The sequence below is a fragment of the Streptomyces sp. NPDC001157 genome (assembly GCF_053598255.1).
This window is the reverse complement of record NZ_JBSFJW010000024.1, coordinates 51,297-65,004: the sequence shown is the minus strand read 5'-3', so window position 1 is coordinate 65,004 and position 13,708 is coordinate 51,297. Positions and strand designations below refer to the sequence as shown.

The window sequence follows — 13,708 nt, the reverse complement described above, 5'->3', positions numbered from 1 at the left end:
ACATGGGTGTGAGGGTCAACTGGCTTCTGTGTAACGGCTGTCGGGGCGGACCAGCCCCAGGTGCCCGCGCAGAGTCGTGGCGTCGTAGGCCGTGCGGAATGCGCCGCGCCGCTGCACCTCGGGGACCAGCCCACGGGTGATCGCGGTGAGATCGTGCGGCAGGGTGCCGGGGCGCAGCCGGAAGCCGTCGAGGCCGGCGGCGCGCCAGTCGAGCAGCAGGTCGGCGAGTTCGCCCGGGGTGCCCGTGAAGATCTCGGCGTCCGAGGCGAGTCGGGCGCCGTCCAGGTCGTCCAGGCGGGCCTTGCGGCGGGCCGCGGCGCCCGGCTCGTCGTCCAGGAAGACGAGCAGTTCCGCGAACCGCTTCAGGGGACGCGCCCGTACGTCCCGGCCGACCGCGGTCACGGCCTCGTCGACCTGCGCGAGGACCGACGTCACGCCGGCGCGGTCGTGCGGGGTGACGAGGACGACGTCGCTGGCCCGTGCCGCGAACTCGTACGGCGTGGAGGCGTGCGCCAGGCTCACCACCAGGGGTTGGCCCTGCGGCGGGCGGGGGGTGATCGAGGGGCCCTTGACAGAGAAGTGCGGGCCCTCGAAGTCGATGTGGTGGAGTCTGCCGCGGTCGATGAAGCGGCCCGTCGCCGCGTCCCGTATCTCCGCGTCGTCCTCCCAGCTGTCCCACAGCCGCCGCGCCACCTCCACCACGTCGGCGGCCTCCGCGAACAGCGGGCGCAGCCGTGCCGCGATCAGCTCCGGGTCGCGTACGTCGTCGTCGGTCAGCTCCGGTGTCGTACGGCGGCCGAAGTGGGCGGCGTCGGCGGCGCGCGAGGAGATCTGCGGACGCCAACCCGCGCGGCCCCGGGCCGCGTGGTCGAGGGTCGCGATGCCGATGGCGACGTGGAACGGCTCGGTGTGCGTGACGTTCGTGGTGGGGACCAGGCCGATGCGCGTGGTCAGCGGGGCGAGGCGGGCCGCGAGCAGCACCGCGTCGAGATACCCCCTGACCTGGTCGACGCGGTCGTCGGGCCGGTGGAAGGCGGCGGACTGCGGGCCGAGGGCGTCCTCCAGGGTGACGAAGTCGACGAGGCCCCGCTCGGCCTCGGTGACCAGGTCCGCCCAGTACCCGGCGGTGAACAGTTCACCGGGCCGGGCGTCCTCGGCCCGCCAGGCCGCCGGATGCCAGCCCGCGCCGTCCAGGGCGACGGCGAGGTGCAGGGGGGTGCCGGTCACGCGTCCTCCTTCGCGGGTGTGCGGGGGCGGGGGCGCAGACCGAGGTGGTCCCGGAGTGTCGTCCCCGTGTAGTCCTCGCGGAAGGCGCCCCTCTCCTGAAGGAGCGGCACCACCCGGTCGACCAGATCGTCGAGGCCGCCGGGCGTCAGATGCGGCACGAAGACGAAACCGTCTGCCCCGTCGGTCTGCACGAAGTGGTCGATGGCGTCGGCGACGGTGCGCGGGCTGCCGACGAAGGTCTGGCCGCCGTGCACCTCGATGACCAGCTCACGGATGCTCAGACCGCGCTCGGCGGCAAGCTCGCGCCACCTGCGTGCCGTCTCCTCGCGGCCCTTGCGGAACACCGAATGCCCTTTCAACACGAGGGAGTCGGTCTCCGGGTCGATGTCCGGCAGCGGTCCGTCCGGGTCGTACGCCGACAGGTCGCGGCCCCACACCGCCTCCAGGTGGGCGATCGCGGTCTGCGGACTCACCTGGGCGCGGGTGATCTCGTCGGCGTACGCCGCGGCCTCCTCGTCGGTGTCGGCGACGACGACCGTGGCGGTGGGGATGACCTTCAGCTCGTCGGGGGAGCGGCCGTGCCGGGCCAGACGTCCCTTGACGTCCCGGTAGAACGCGCGAGCTTCGTCGAGCCGGTTGTACTTGCTGAAGATGACGTCTGCGTCGGCCGCGGCGAACTCCCGGCCCGCGTCGGACTCCCCGGCCTGGATGACCACCGGGTGCCCCTGCGGGCCGCGCGGCGTGGTGAACCGCCCCGCGATGTCGAAGTGCCGCCCCCGGTGCGCGAACACACCGGCGCCGGAGCGTACGAACTCCCCGGTCCGCACGTCCGCGCGCACCGCGTCGTCCGCCCAGCTGTCCCACAACCGCCGTGCGGTGTGCAGGAACTCGGCGGCACGGGTGTAGCGGTCGGCCTCCGCGAGGAAGCCGCCGCGGCGGAAGTTCTCGCCGGTGAACGCGTCGAAGCTGGTGACCACGTTCCAGGCCGCGCGCCCGCCGCTGAGGTGGTCCAGGGTCGCGAGCCTGCGCGCCACCTCGTACGGCTCGTTGAAGGTGGCGTTGACGGTGGCGGCGAGCCCCAGCCGGGAGGTGACGGCGGCCAGCGCGGCGAGCACCGTCAGGTTCTCGGGGCGGCCCACGACGTCGAGGTCGTAGAACTCGCCCTTGTGCTCGCGCAGCCGCAGTCCCTCGGCGAGGAAGAAGAAGTCGAACTTGCCGCGCTCGGCGGTCTGCGCGAGCCGTACGAAGGAGTCGATGGCGATCTGGCTCCGGGACCGCGGGTCCGACCACACGGTCACGTTGTGGATGCCGGGCAGCTGCGCCGCGAGGTGCAGCCGCTTTCGGGCGACGGCGGCCATGGAGCCTGCCTCTCAGACGAGGGGAGAGGGGGAGACGTACTTCACCTCGTTGTCGAAGGCCACGCCGTGGCTCTTGACGTCGATGGCGATGCGGTCTCCGTCGGCGATGCGGAACCCGTCGTGGAAGCTGGCCTCGTCGGCGCCCAGGAGGACGTAGTTGACCAGGCCGGGCCGGCGCACCGCGGGGAACGAGAACAGGTGCGCCGCCATGTCCCGCACCCGGAAGTACAGGGCGTCGTCGCCGCAGTCGAAGCTGCCCTCCCAGGCGGTCGCGCCGTCCCGCTCGATGGTGACCCGGCCGGTCACGGAGGCCGGCGGCTCGCCGAGGAACAGCCAGGGCGCGAGGGCGGTGTCGCACAGCTTGCAGTACGGGTTGTAGCCGGGGTCCTGGCGGTGCAGGCCGATGTCGCACAGGTCGTTGCCGAAGGTGTAGCCCGCGTAGTGCGGGGTGCCGTCGGCGTCGTTGACGTAGACGAGAGCGACCTCGGGCTCCTCGATGAGGGCGACCGGGTTCGCGGGCACGTTCAGCGTCTCGCCCGGCAGCCGCACCCAGTCGCCGAAGCCCTTGAAGAACCACTTGGGCGGCGTGAACTCGCCCTCCGGGGCGGTCTTCCCGCCCCACTTCTTCTTGTGCGTGCCCATGAAACCGCTCAGCAGCGCGTTCCCGGTGGCCGTCGGAAGCAGCGGCGGCAGCGGCCGCACCTGCGGGTCGCCCGCGGTGACGGTGACGGTCTGCGCGCCCTCCGTGACGGCGGCCCGGACCGCGTCCGCGGAGCCGTCGGTGGCGATGAACGCCGCCGCGAGCTGTCCGTCGGCCACCCGGTACAGGGTCTGCCGCGCGCCCGGCTCGGGCAGGTCGAAGCCGACGTAGCGCTCGCCCTGGTAGAGGGCCTCGAAAAGGATCGGGTCAGACATGAGGAAGGTCTCCTGGGGTCGTGGGAGTCAGGCTCGTGGGAAGCGGGCTCTCGGGAATGAGGCGGGTGGGAATGAGGCTCGTGGGGGTCAGGACGGAAGGGCGAGGGACGGGGCGGGCGTGCCGGTGAGGTCGGTGAGGACCGTGTCGACGCGGGCCACCGCCGCCCGGATCCACGGCAGTTCGAGGGGATTGGACGCGGCGAGCGCGGCCCAGCGCCGCTCGTCGGTGTCGCCGTAGAGGCGGCTGGTCGCGGCCCGGATGCGCAAGCCGTGCCGGGACTCGCCGAAGGCGCTCGCGGGGAGTACGCCGAGGCCGTGGCGCTCCGTCAGGAAGCGGGCCAGGCCGTCGCCGTCGCGGATGTCGTGCGTACGGGCCAGGCGGTCCCGCAGCGGCTCGAAGTCCGGGTAGAGGTAGCTGGTCGCGCGGACCGGGGCCAGGGTCGCGCCGGCCGCGGTGAAGCGGTCGGCGACCGCGCGCACCACCGCCTCGTGCAGCCGGCGGCTTGCCGCGATGTGCTCGGTGATCTCCGGAGGCTCACCGAAGGCGTACGCGGCCGCCGTCTGCACGGGGGCCGGCGGGCTCGACCAGATCTGGCTGGCGATCGACACGAGCCGGTCGTGCAGGGCCCGCCCGAGGTCGCCGTCGGGGAGCCGGGCGACACCGGTGCGCCAGCCGCCGAGCGCCAGGTTCTTGGTCAGCCCGGTGGTGACGACGGTGCGCTCGGGGGCGTGCAGGGCCGGGGACTCGGCGGGGGCGGAGGTGTCGTACACGAGGTCGCAGTAGATCTCGTCGGACACGACGACCAGGTCCAACTCCCGGGCCACGGCGGCCAGTCGGCGTACCGTGGCGGGCGAGGCGACGGTCCCGGTCGGATTGTCCGGCACCGTCACCACGACGGACCGCGGGTCCTGCCCGGCGGCGCGTGCCAGGCTGACCGCCTCCCGCAGCCGCTCCGGGTCCGGTACGCCGCCCTCGCCCGGCCCGGTCGGTACGGCGATGGGGCGGGCGCCGGCGAGCCGGGCCTGCGCGGCATAGCTCACCCAGCTCGGCACGGGCACGACCACGTCGCCGCCGATGGCCAGCAGCACGGCGAACAGCAGCGGCTTGCTGCCCGGACCGGCCACGACGAGCCCGGGATCGGTGCCCAGCCCACGCCGCCCCCAGTAACCGGCGGCGGCCTCCCGCAGCGCCTCGCTGCCGGGCACGGGGCCGTACGCGTTCTCGTCCACCGCGGCGGCGAGCCGCTCCCGCAGGGCGGGGTGCACGGGCAGGCCGATCTCACCACTGGTCATCGACAGCACCTGCTCCCCGGCGCGACGGCGGCGGGCCATGGCCTCGTCGGCGGCGAGGGTCGCCGACATGGAGACCGGTGCGGGTTCGGGCATTTCGGGGCTCCAAGGGGAAGAGGTCGGGGAGAGGGCGGCGGCCTGCCGGTGTGGGGCGCGGTGGCCGGTGGCCCGGTGACCGGTGACCGGTGGCCCGTGGCACGGCGGGGCGGTGCTGTGGGCCGGCGGGGCGGTGCCGGTGGGCCGGTGGCTCAGCCATAGGGCCGAGCAGCCCGTCGGCGGGCCCATCGGGCAGCGGCTCGGCGAGTCGCCTCGTCGGCCGGTCGCCCCGCCGGACTGCGGGCCCGCGATCCGGTTAGCCAGCCGGTCCGGCCAGCCGGTTCGGTCGGCCGGTTCGGTCGGCCGGTTCGGTCGGCCGGTTCGGTCGGCCGGGTCGGTCACCCCGCCGGCGCGGCGTACCGCTCTCTCAGCTCCGCCTTGCGGACCTTGCCGGTCAGCGTCTTGGGAAGCGCGGGCAGCAGTTCCAGGCGGTCGGGCAGGAAGCGGGTGTCCTGGCCCGACTCCCGCAGAAGGGCGCGGATGTCGTCGAGGGACGGGTCCGCGCCGCCCGCCGGGACCACCACCGCGCAGATCGCGGTCCCCCCGGGGTGCGTCGCCGACGGCAGGCCCACCACGGCGGCCTCGACCGCCTTCGGATGGCTGCCGATCAGCGCCTCCAGCTCCGTCATCGGAGCCACCAGACCGTCACGGACGATCGCGTCGCGGGCCCGGCCGATGATGCGGATGCCGCCCCGGCCGTCGTCCCGCGCGAGGTCCCCGGTGTCGAACCAGCCGTCCGCGCCCAGCTCCGCCGCGAACGCCTCCTCGCGCCGGTAGTAGCCGAGCGCCAGCGACGCGCCGCGCACCTTCAGCCGGCCCACGAAATCGCTCCCGCCGTCGATACCCGAAGGGTCTATACGGGTCTCCATGGCGTCGATGGCGCGGCCGTTGCTGTGCGCCGCCCAGTCGGCGGGGTCCGTGGGCCGCGTCATGGTCACCGGGCCGTTCTCCGACATGCCCCACAGGGAGTGGGCGCGGGCACCCAGGGCGTCGTGGACCTCGTCGGCCAGCTCCGCCAGGACCGGCGCGGAGCCGATCACCACGTGCCGCAGCGAAGCGGTGTCCCGCCGCTCGGCCCGCTGCGAGGCGGCCACGTCGGCGAGCGTGGCGGGCGGCCCGTACAGCAGCGTGGCACCGTAGCGCTCCACCAGGTCGAGCAGCGCCTCGTTCTTGCGGATGTCCTGGAAGGCCACCGTGCCGCCGAGCATGACGCCCGCGAGGACGCCCTGCGCGAAGCCCGAGTAGTGCACGAGCGGTGTGGACACCGCCGCGACCCAGTCGTCGCCGAGCCCGAAGGCGTCCACATAGCCGCGTACGGCCGAATGGACCGTGTTCTGGCTGTGCAGTACGCCCTTGGACTCGCCGGTGGTGCCGGAGGTGAACAGGACGACGAACGGCTCGTCGGCCGTGAGGGCCAGGCCGTCCAGCTCGCCGGCCCGCCTCTCCTCGCGGTCGATGGCCACGAAATGGTCGTGGAACGACAGCGCGCCCTCGGGGGCCGGCCCGTCCACCACCACCACATGGTCCAGCGAGGGGAGTTCGTCCTTGAGCTTGGTGACGATCTCCGCGAGCGGTGTGCCCGACCAGTCGGGGAGCGTGACGCACACCCGCGCCTCGGTGAGGCCGAGGCGGTGGCGCAGCTCGTCCTCGGGGCAGATCGGCGAGATCGGACAGATGACCGCGCCGACCCGCAGGGAGGCGAACATCAGCGCCACCATCTCCCAGCGGTTGGGGAGCTGGGCGGCGACGAAGTCGCCCCGCCGCACACCGAGGTCCAGCAGCGCCAGCGCGAACCGGTCGGTGAGGCGGGCCAGTTCGGCGTAGTCGAGGGTGTCGGTGCGGGACTCGGCGATCCGGCGGCCCGCGATGGCGAGCTTGTGCGGCCGGGTCCGTGCCTGGCGGTGCAGGTCGTCGAGGAAGGTCTCGTCCCGCCACCAGCCCCGGCGCCGGTACTCGGCCGCCCGCTCCTCGCCGGACAGGCCCGCCAGATCGGTGTGCCCGGCCGGGGCGGTGGTGGCCGCCGTGGTCATCGGCGCTCCTTCCCGCGGACGTGGAGCAGCTCGGGCAGCGGGTCGCCCGCACGTCCGGCGGCGATCTCCAGCAGGTCCCGGGTGTTGCGGCGCACACAGTCGGCGACCCAGTCGAAGACCCACGCCTTACGGGCCTCGGCCTCCAGGTCGAAGGGCACGACCCGGGTGACGGCCAGGGCGGCCGAGCCGGCGCCCCCGATGTTGGCGATCACTCCCGGGACCAGGAACGCCCCCGAGGCCCGTATCTTCTCCCGTGCCTCGGCGGTGGAGGCGATGTTGGCGCCCTCGACCACCAGAGGGGCCCGCAGCCGGTGGGCGTTGTCCGCGTTCAGCGCGTACTTCTGCGCCGCCAGGACCAGCAGGTCGGCGTCGACGTCCAGCCAGGCGTCCGGCTCGGCGGTGGCGGTCACGTGCTGCGGCAGCCGGGAGCGGTCGATGCGCCCGAACTCGTCGGTGACGGCGATCAGGTCGGCCACCGGCAGCCGGTCGGCGCTGAGGGTGCCGTCCACGTCGGCGACGCCCACGATCACATGCCCGCGGTCCTCCAGGAACCGTGCGACCGCCCGGCCCACCGCGCCGAAGCCCTGCACCACGACCCGGGCCGGCCCGCTGCGGCCGCTCGTCTCCAGGGCGGTGACCGCGGCGACGCCGACACCGTGACCGGTGCAGTCGATCAGCGGCTCGTAGTAGGTGCGCCAGTCGATCGGCATGTCCGGGGCGCCCTGCCGGTAGCGGGGGTCGTAGCCGGCCTCGTCGAAGAACACCGCCCGGTCGGCGGGGGTGACGCCCATGTCGATGCCGAGGTGGATACCGCCGTGGAGCAGCGGCTTCACGGTGCGTCCGAAGGTGCGGAACGTCTCCTCGCGGTCGGTGCCGTCGGAGACGATGCCGCCCTTGGCGCCGCCGATGGGCAGACCGGCCAGCGTGAACTTCTGGGTCATGTCACGGGCGAGGCCGGCCACCTCCTCCTCGGTGACGCCGGGTGTCATCCGCACACCGCCCATGGCCAGACCGTCGTACAGCGTGTCGACGACCACCCAGCCCTTGAGCGCGCCGCCGCTGCCGTTCAGATGGACCGTGAACGCGGGGTCCTGCGGGGTTTCCAGATCACTCATTGCCAAGTCCTCGAGTACGTAGGTGCGGATGTCACTGGTAGAGCTGGGCGAAGCCGCGCAGGATCTCCAGGCCGTCGCTGCGGAACTCCAGATGCGCCTGGGCGCCGAAGATCCGGCCGTCGTCGGAGCGCAGGAACTCCACGGGCGCGTGCTCGGAGCGGCCGATGGAGCGGAAGCCCTCGGGGGCCTGCTGGAGGTAGAGGGTGTGCCGGTGGAAGACGGTCACCGTCGGCTTGACGTAGGTGAACAGCGGCTCGGACTTGTCGACCTGCACCTCGTGACCGCCGACCCGCTGCGGCCCCTCGGCGAGCGTGCCGCCGGCCGCGACCGCGAGGATCTGCATACCGCCGCAGATCCCGAACACCGGGACGTCGGAGCCCATCACGAGATCCACGAGCGGCTTGTAGTGGTCGCGGTCGTAGGCCCGCACCTTGGTGCCGCTCAGGACGATCGCCTGGTAGCGGCCGTCGAGCCGGGCGGGCACGGACGTCGCGTCGACCGCCTCGGTGTCCGAGCCCAGCTCCTCGAACCTCTTGCGGAGCTGTTTCAGCGACAATGTTCCGTTGTTGACGACGAGTACGCGGGAGTGCGCCACGTGCTTGCTCCTCAGGTGCGTGTGATGACGGTGCCGGTGCGGGCGGCGAGCAGGTCCGTGACGGCCGCGCTGCCGATGACGACGTGCTCCACACCCGCGTCCAGGGCCTCGCCGGCGGCCCGCAGCTTCTTGCGCATGCCGCCGGTGGCGCCCTTGTCGCGGAAGGCGGCCGCTGCCTTCGCGGTGATCCGGCGCACCGGCTCCCCGTCGATCAGCAGATGGGCGACATCGGTGACGAGCACCAGATGGCCGGCACCGGTGGCGCCGGCGATCGCGGCGGCGGCCCGGTCGGCGTCGGTGTTGACCTCTTTGCCCGCCGCGTTCCTGGCCAGCGGGGTGACGAGGTAGGCGTGGCCCGGCTGGAGGTTCTTCAGCGCCGACGGGTCCACCCCGGTGATCGGGCCGACGAGGTTCTCCAGCTCGACGAGCTGCTTGTCCCGCCACCACCAGCGCTCGCCCTCGCCGGCGGCGACCAGTCCGTCGCTGCCGACCAGCCGCTCCGCTGTGATGCCGCGCTGTTCGAGGCGGCCGAGGACGTGCTCGGCCAGCCGGGCGCTGACGGTCTTGATGTCGGCGATGACCTCGGGGGTGGTCCAGCGGCTCTGGTTGCCGTAGCGGTCGCGCAGGACCGCTGACGGCTCGCTGTAGCGGGCGCGGAGCTGCTTCAGCGGCTTGGACCAGCCGTGCACCAGCACCAGCGGCCGTTCCCGGCCGTGCCGGGCGAGATCGTCCCACCAGTCGCCGGCGAGGTCGTCCAGGCAACTGCCGCCCAGCTTCACCACGGTGGGCGTGCTCACGGATGTCGTCTCGCTCATGCGGGCATCACCGGCTGCATCGTCAGGCCCGTCTCCTCGGGCAGTCCGAAGCGGATGTTGGCGGCCTGTACGGCCTGGCCCGCCGCGCCCTTGACCAGGTTGTCGAGGGCGGCGAGCACCACGATCCGGTCGCCCTCCTCGTCGTGCAGGACCGTCACATCGCAGTAGTTGGAACCGAGGACGGCCTGCGGGTCCGGCACCGGGATCAGCGTCTCGGCGTGCCGGCGCACCCGCACGAAGCGGTGCCCCTTGTAGAAGCGCACATACGCCCGCTGCAGCTCCCGCTGGTCGACGGCGTCGTCCGTGAAGACGTACGAGCTGGTCAGCAGCCCGCGCACATGTGAGACGCCGTACGCCGACATGGTCAGCGAGCCGACCGTGCCGGGCTTGCCGCGCTCCAGGAAGTCACCGACCTCGGCGGCGTGCCGGTGCCCGGTCGGGGAGTACGGGGCGATGGCGCCGCTGCGGAACGGGTGCAGGTCGGGGGTGCGCAGCTGCAGTCCGCCGCCGCTGGAGCCGCTCTTGCCGTCGACCACCACGGTCTTCAGGTCGAGCCCGAGGCCGAGGGTGAGCGGCGCGAGGCCCAGGGTGATGGCGGTGGCGTAGCAGCCGGGCAGCGAGATGAGCGCCGCGTCCGTCAACTGGTCGCCGACCAGCTCCGGTACGCCGTACACGAAGCGGTCGGCGAGGTCGGTGCGCCGCTTGACCTTCGGGTACCAGCGGTCGTGCAGCTCCGGTGTGCGGATGCGGAAGGCGCCGCTGAGGTCCACGACGGCCGGCACCCGGTCCGCGAGAAGCGCGGCCAGCTCCGCCGACACCGGTGCCGGGGTGGCCAGGAAGACGACGTCGACCTGGTCGGCGATCTCCTCGGTGACCGGCTGCACCGTCAGGCCCAGGTCGAGGCGCAGGCCCGGGTGCAGCTCGGCCGGGCGGCGGCCGATGTTCGAGGAGCCGCCGAGGAAGTTCAGCTCCATGTCGGGGTGTTGGGTGATCAGTCGGATGAGATCGCCGCCGGCGAGCCCGGAGGCGCCGACGACCCCTGCGCGGATCATGCGATCAGCTCCTGGACGTAGCGGGCGACGGCCGACGGGATGTCCGCCCCGGTCGCCGAGGCCACCGCCCGGAAACCGGGGGCGTGGTTGACCTCGTTGACGACGTAGCCGTCGGGGGTGCCGAAGAGGTCGACCCCGTAGATGCCGGGGCCGAGTTCGCCCACCACACCGTCGATGATCTTCAGCACGTCGGGGTCGTGGGCGACGGCGCGGCTGCTGTTGCCGAGCGCCGCGTTGTTGCGCCAGTCGGTGCCGCCGGAAGCGAACTCGGCGGCGCCGACCAGCTCGTGACCGACGACCAGGCAGCGCACCGAGGTGCCGCCGCCCAGGTACGGCTCGACCAGGCAGGCCTGCTCGAAGGCGTGCCCGAGGTCCTCGACGTAGTCGTACACGGACTGGGCGGTGTCGGCGTGCCGGATCAGCGTGACCCGCTTGCCCATGCCGCCGTAGACCGGCTTGAGGACCACCGGCAGCTCCAGCTCCTCCAGGGCCTTGGTGAAGTCCTTGCGGGACAGCGCGAGCCGGTAGTCCGGCACGGGCACGCTCGCGGTGCGCAGCACGCTGCGTAGGACCGCCTTGTTCTCACAGGCGTGCACCGCCCGGGCCGAGTTGAGGACCGGCACCCCGGCCGCCTCGGCGAGGGTGGCGATCAGACCGCCGCGGGTGTAGCTGCGGCTGCGCAGCAGCAGCGCCTCGTAGTCACGCACGGACGGCGCGTCCGGGTGGCCGAGGCACAGGGACTCGTCGTTGACCCACTCGATGGTGAGGCCGAACTCCGGTGCGACCTTGATCAGCTCACGTTCCTCCCAGCTGATCCGGTCCGCGACGAGAGCGACGTTGCGGGGCATCTCACTGCCCCCAGTCGCGCAGCTGCACCTCGACCATCTGCAGGGTCAGCCGGCCGTCCTGGACGCCTTCGACGCGCAGCGTGAGCATGCACTCGGGGCACGAGAGGGTCTCGCCGCGCTCGATCGGCGGCACGGTCAGGTCGGTCTCGCACTCGGGGCAGACGCCGTTGAGGGTGGCGGTGGGCATGGGTGAACTCCTTGTTTCCTCAGGGGAATTCGTAGGGAAAAGGGGAGAAGGTGTGGTCAGGCGGCCTGGAAGTCGATGGCGGCCTTGCGGATGGCGTCCCGGTCGAGCAGCGGGGCCCCGCCGAGCTCCTGGCGCCGCACGAGCCACGGCGTGAACGCGTCGACGTCGACGAAGACGCCCGAGCCGTCGAGCGCCCACTTGACGAGCGCGGTGGTGAGGCGGCTGCGGACCCGCAGCTCGCGGCTGTTGCCGACGAGTTCGGCGGGCAGCGTCTCGTAGGCCTCCGGATGGTTCAGCTGACCCGGCAGTTCGTACGCGAAGGCGTGCGGGGTGGTCGGCCCCGACTGGAACGCCTCGCCGAGGCCCGCGCCCTTGAGCGCGACCCGTGACAGTTCGGTGAGGTGGGTCAGGTCGAAGCGGGTGTCGCCGTGGATGACGCGCAGCGAGGTGAGCAGCTCGGCCAGCGGCGCGTTGCCGCCGCGCTCGCCGATACCGCCGACGGTCGCCGAGATCCACCGCGCCCCCGCACGCACGGCGGCCAGGGAGTTGGCGACGGCCATGCCGAGCATGTTGTGCGAGTGGATCTCGATCTCGGAGCCGTCGATCGCGGTGAGGCCGGCGATCACCTCCTCCATCTGCCAGGGCGACAGATACGCGACGGTCTCCGCGAGCCGGAACCGGTCGGCCCCCGCCTCGAAGCCGGCGGTGACATAGGGGACGAGCCGCTCCTTGGGGGTGCGGGCGCCGTCCTCGCCGCTGAACGTGACGTGGAAGCCCCGCGCCTTGGCCTGGGTGATCGCCGAACGGGCCAGCGTCTGGAGGAACCTGGGGCTGGGCGAGCCGAGCTTCAGCTTGGCGTGCTGCTCCGAGGTGGGGATGGAGTACATGATGTGCCGCACTCCCAGCCGCTCGGCCTCGTCGAGGGCCTTCGCGACCTGCTGACGGTCCCGCACCACGACGAGGGTCATGCTGCGTTCGGGGCCGACGGCCTCGTGCGTGGCGAGCACGAGATCGGCGTCCTTCGAGCCGGGCCCGGACACCATGCCGACCTCGACCAGGTCGACGCCGGTCCGCACCAGCAGCCGGGCGATCGTGGCGGCGTCCTTCGGGCCGAACTCGACGCCGGCCATGTGCGCGGAATCCCGCAGGGTCGCGTCGGAGATATGGGGCGGCGCCGACAGCGGCGGCATTTCCTCGGGTATTTCTTCTGTGGTCATTGCCTTCCACTCCTCAGGGGTTCGGCAGGCCGTGGTTCATACGCTCTCCCGAACTCCCGGTCGGGACAAGAGGATTCAGGTCAGGGCTGTGTGGGGGAGTGTCAAGAAGTGTCAGGCAGGAAAGGAAGTGCAAGGGCGGTGTCCGGCCGGGGTAATTTCGCGGGGGGAGATCTGCCGTTGCCGTGATGTACGTCCTACGGTGCCGCCATGGACCTTTTCTCACTGCCCAGGCTCGGAGTCGTCGTCCCACCGGAGAACCCCACGGCGGAACCGGAGTTCAATCATCTGGTGGGCGCCGTGATGAACGTGTACACCGCGCGTTTCCCGGTGACTCCCGGAGTGGCGCTCAGGGACATGCTGGAGACGTACAACCGCGTACTGCCCGACACCCTCGGTGACTTCGGCGGCATGCGCCTCGACGCGTCCGTGGTGGCCTGCAGTGCCTCGCACTACCTGCTGGACCCGGACGGCGACCGCGCGCTGTGCGAGGAACTGTCGGAGCGCGTCGGCCATCCCGTACGGTCCTCGACGCAGGCGATCCTCGCGGTGTGCGAGGCACTCGGCGTGACCCGGCTGTCGCTGGTCTCGCCCTACCAGCCGTGGCTCACTGGCACCTCCCGCGCCTTCTGGGAGCGGGCCGGCCTCAAGGTCGACGACGTCGTCCTCGTCCCGGCGGGGCGGAACCCGGACGGCACCGAGCACTACGACCCGTACCAGGTCGGCACGGGTGAGATCCACCGGCGCATACGGGAGCGCCGGATCCCCGAGGACGCCCCGCTGCTGTTCACCGGCACCGGCATGGGCACGCTCGCCGCCCTCACGGAACTCGCCCGCGAGGGTGCCGACCGCCCCCTGCTGTCCTCGAACCTGGCGTCCGCCTGGTGGGCCGGGCGCACGGTGGGCAAAGTGACCGGTGCCGCCCATCCGCTGCTGCGGCGCCTGGACGAGCAGGCGGCATGACAC

At 72.5% G+C, this 13,708-nt stretch carries 13 protein-coding genes; 1 reads left to right on the top strand and 12 read right to left on the bottom strand.

Features of this window, described 5'->3' with window-relative positions:
* Positions 1-15: 15 nt before the first annotated feature.
* The 12 genes from ACWDAG_RS32400 to ACWDAG_RS32345 all read right to left on the bottom strand — a co-directional run bounded on the left by ACWDAG_RS32400 (position 16) and on the right by ACWDAG_RS32345 (position 12,718).
* The gene (locus ACWDAG_RS32400; RefSeq protein WP_450699099.1) at positions 16-1,227 is read right to left on the bottom strand and encodes an LLM class flavin-dependent oxidoreductase; all 1,212 of its coding nucleotides are present in this window, start codon (positions 1,225-1,227) and stop codon (positions 16-18) included.
* Entirely contained in the window at positions 1,224-2,585 is a 1,362-nt protein-coding gene (locus ACWDAG_RS32395) for an NtaA/DmoA family FMN-dependent monooxygenase (RefSeq protein WP_450699098.1), read from the bottom strand. The genes ACWDAG_RS32400 and ACWDAG_RS32395 overlap by 4 nt, the downstream gene beginning before the upstream one ends.
* A 12-nt stretch (positions 2,586-2,597) precedes the next feature.
* Positions 2,598-3,500: a fumarylacetoacetate (FAA) hydrolase gene (locus ACWDAG_RS32390; protein ID WP_450699097.1), complete on the bottom strand. Its 903-nt coding sequence runs from the start codon at positions 3,498-3,500 to the stop codon at positions 2,598-2,600.
* 87 nt (positions 3,501-3,587) lie between these two features.
* Positions 3,588-4,886 carry a pyridoxal phosphate-dependent aminotransferase gene (locus tag ACWDAG_RS32385; RefSeq protein WP_450699096.1) on the bottom strand — a complete coding sequence of 433 codons (1,299 nt, stop codon included), beginning with the start codon at positions 4,884-4,886 and terminating at the stop codon, positions 3,588-3,590.
* Positions 4,887-5,224: 338 nt separating this feature from the next.
* Positions 5,225-6,916, bottom strand: a complete 1,692-nt coding sequence (locus tag ACWDAG_RS32380) for an AMP-binding protein (RefSeq protein WP_450699095.1) — start codon at positions 6,914-6,916, stop codon at positions 5,225-5,227.
* Positions 6,913-8,031, bottom strand: coding sequence for a Glu/Leu/Phe/Val dehydrogenase dimerization domain-containing protein (locus ACWDAG_RS32375; RefSeq protein WP_450699094.1), 1,119 nt, complete (start codon positions 8,029-8,031; stop codon positions 6,913-6,915). Before ACWDAG_RS32375 ends, ACWDAG_RS32380 begins: the two co-directional genes overlap by 4 nt.
* A gap of 31 nt (positions 8,032-8,062) precedes the next feature.
* Positions 8,063-8,626 (bottom strand): type 1 glutamine amidotransferase, encoded by a 564-nt coding sequence (locus ACWDAG_RS32370; RefSeq protein ID WP_450699093.1) that lies wholly within the window; start codon positions 8,624-8,626, stop codon positions 8,063-8,065.
* Positions 8,627-8,637: 11 nt separating this feature from the next.
* The gene (locus ACWDAG_RS32365) at positions 8,638-9,441 is read right to left on the bottom strand and encodes an amino acid kinase family protein (RefSeq protein WP_450699092.1); all 804 of its coding nucleotides are present in this window, start codon (positions 9,439-9,441) and stop codon (positions 8,638-8,640) included.
* On the bottom strand, positions 9,438-10,493 hold the full coding sequence (argC, locus tag ACWDAG_RS32360; protein ID WP_450699091.1) for an N-acetyl-gamma-glutamyl-phosphate reductase: 1,056 nt from the start codon (positions 10,491-10,493) through the stop codon (positions 9,438-9,440). The genes ACWDAG_RS32365 and argC overlap by 4 nt, the downstream gene beginning before the upstream one ends.
* Positions 10,490-11,341 carry an ATP-grasp domain-containing protein gene (locus ACWDAG_RS32355; protein WP_450699090.1) on the bottom strand — a complete coding sequence of 284 codons (852 nt, stop codon included), beginning with the start codon at positions 11,339-11,341 and terminating at the stop codon, positions 10,490-10,492. The genes argC and ACWDAG_RS32355 overlap by 4 nt, the downstream gene beginning before the upstream one ends.
* A 1-nt stretch (position 11,342) precedes the next feature.
* Entirely contained in the window at positions 11,343-11,528 is a 186-nt protein-coding gene (locus tag ACWDAG_RS32350; protein ID WP_450699089.1) for a lysine biosynthesis protein LysW, read from the bottom strand.
* A gap of 56 nt (positions 11,529-11,584) precedes the next feature.
* The gene (locus ACWDAG_RS32345; RefSeq protein WP_450699187.1) at positions 11,585-12,718 is read right to left on the bottom strand and encodes an isopropylmalate synthase; all 1,134 of its coding nucleotides are present in this window, start codon (positions 12,716-12,718) and stop codon (positions 11,585-11,587) included.
* 234 nt (positions 12,719-12,952) lie between these two features.
* On the opposite strand from ACWDAG_RS32345, the gene ACWDAG_RS32340 reads away from it, so the two are divergent.
* Positions 12,953-13,705, top strand: a complete 753-nt coding sequence (locus tag ACWDAG_RS32340; RefSeq protein WP_450699088.1) for a maleate cis-trans isomerase family protein — start codon at positions 12,953-12,955, stop codon at positions 13,703-13,705.
* The last annotated feature ends 3 nt before the right edge of the window (positions 13,706-13,708 follow it).

What these genes read in the sequence shown, in the direction of transcription:
- ACWDAG_RS32350 (WP_450699089.1), bottom strand. Translation starts at nt 11,528, where the DNA reads ATGCCCACCGCCACCCTCAACGGCGTCTGCCCCGAGTGCGAGACCGAC.
- ACWDAG_RS32345 (WP_450699187.1), bottom strand. Translation starts at nt 12,718, where the DNA reads ATGCCGCCGCTGTCGGCGCCGCCCCATATCTCCGACGCGACCCTGCGG.
- ACWDAG_RS32395 (WP_450699098.1), bottom strand. Translation starts at nt 2,585, where the DNA reads ATGGCCGCCGTCGCCCGAAAGCGGCTGCACCTCGCGGCGCAGCTGCCC.
- ACWDAG_RS32340 (WP_450699088.1), top strand. Translation starts at nt 12,953, where the DNA reads ATGGACCTTTTCTCACTGCCCAGGCTCGGAGTCGTCGTCCCACCGGAG.
- ACWDAG_RS32355 (WP_450699090.1), bottom strand. Translation starts at nt 11,341, where the DNA reads ATGCCCCGCAACGTCGCTCTCGTCGCGGACCGGATCAGCTGGGAGGAA.
- ACWDAG_RS32385 (WP_450699096.1), bottom strand. Translation starts at nt 4,886, where the DNA reads ATGCCCGAACCCGCACCGGTCTCCATGTCGGCGACCCTCGCCGCCGAC.
- ACWDAG_RS32365 (WP_450699092.1), bottom strand. Translation starts at nt 9,441, where the DNA reads ATGAGCGAGACGACATCCGTGAGCACGCCCACCGTGGTGAAGCTGGGC.
- ACWDAG_RS32375 (WP_450699094.1), bottom strand. Translation starts at nt 8,031, where the DNA reads ATGAGTGATCTGGAAACCCCGCAGGACCCCGCGTTCACGGTCCATCTG.
- ACWDAG_RS32380 (WP_450699095.1), bottom strand. Translation starts at nt 6,916, where the DNA reads ATGACCACGGCGGCCACCACCGCCCCGGCCGGGCACACCGATCTGGCG.
- ACWDAG_RS32390 (WP_450699097.1), bottom strand. Translation starts at nt 3,500, where the DNA reads ATGTCTGACCCGATCCTTTTCGAGGCCCTCTACCAGGGCGAGCGCTAC.
- argC (WP_450699091.1), bottom strand. Translation starts at nt 10,493, where the DNA reads ATGATCCGCGCAGGGGTCGTCGGCGCCTCCGGGCTCGCCGGCGGCGAT.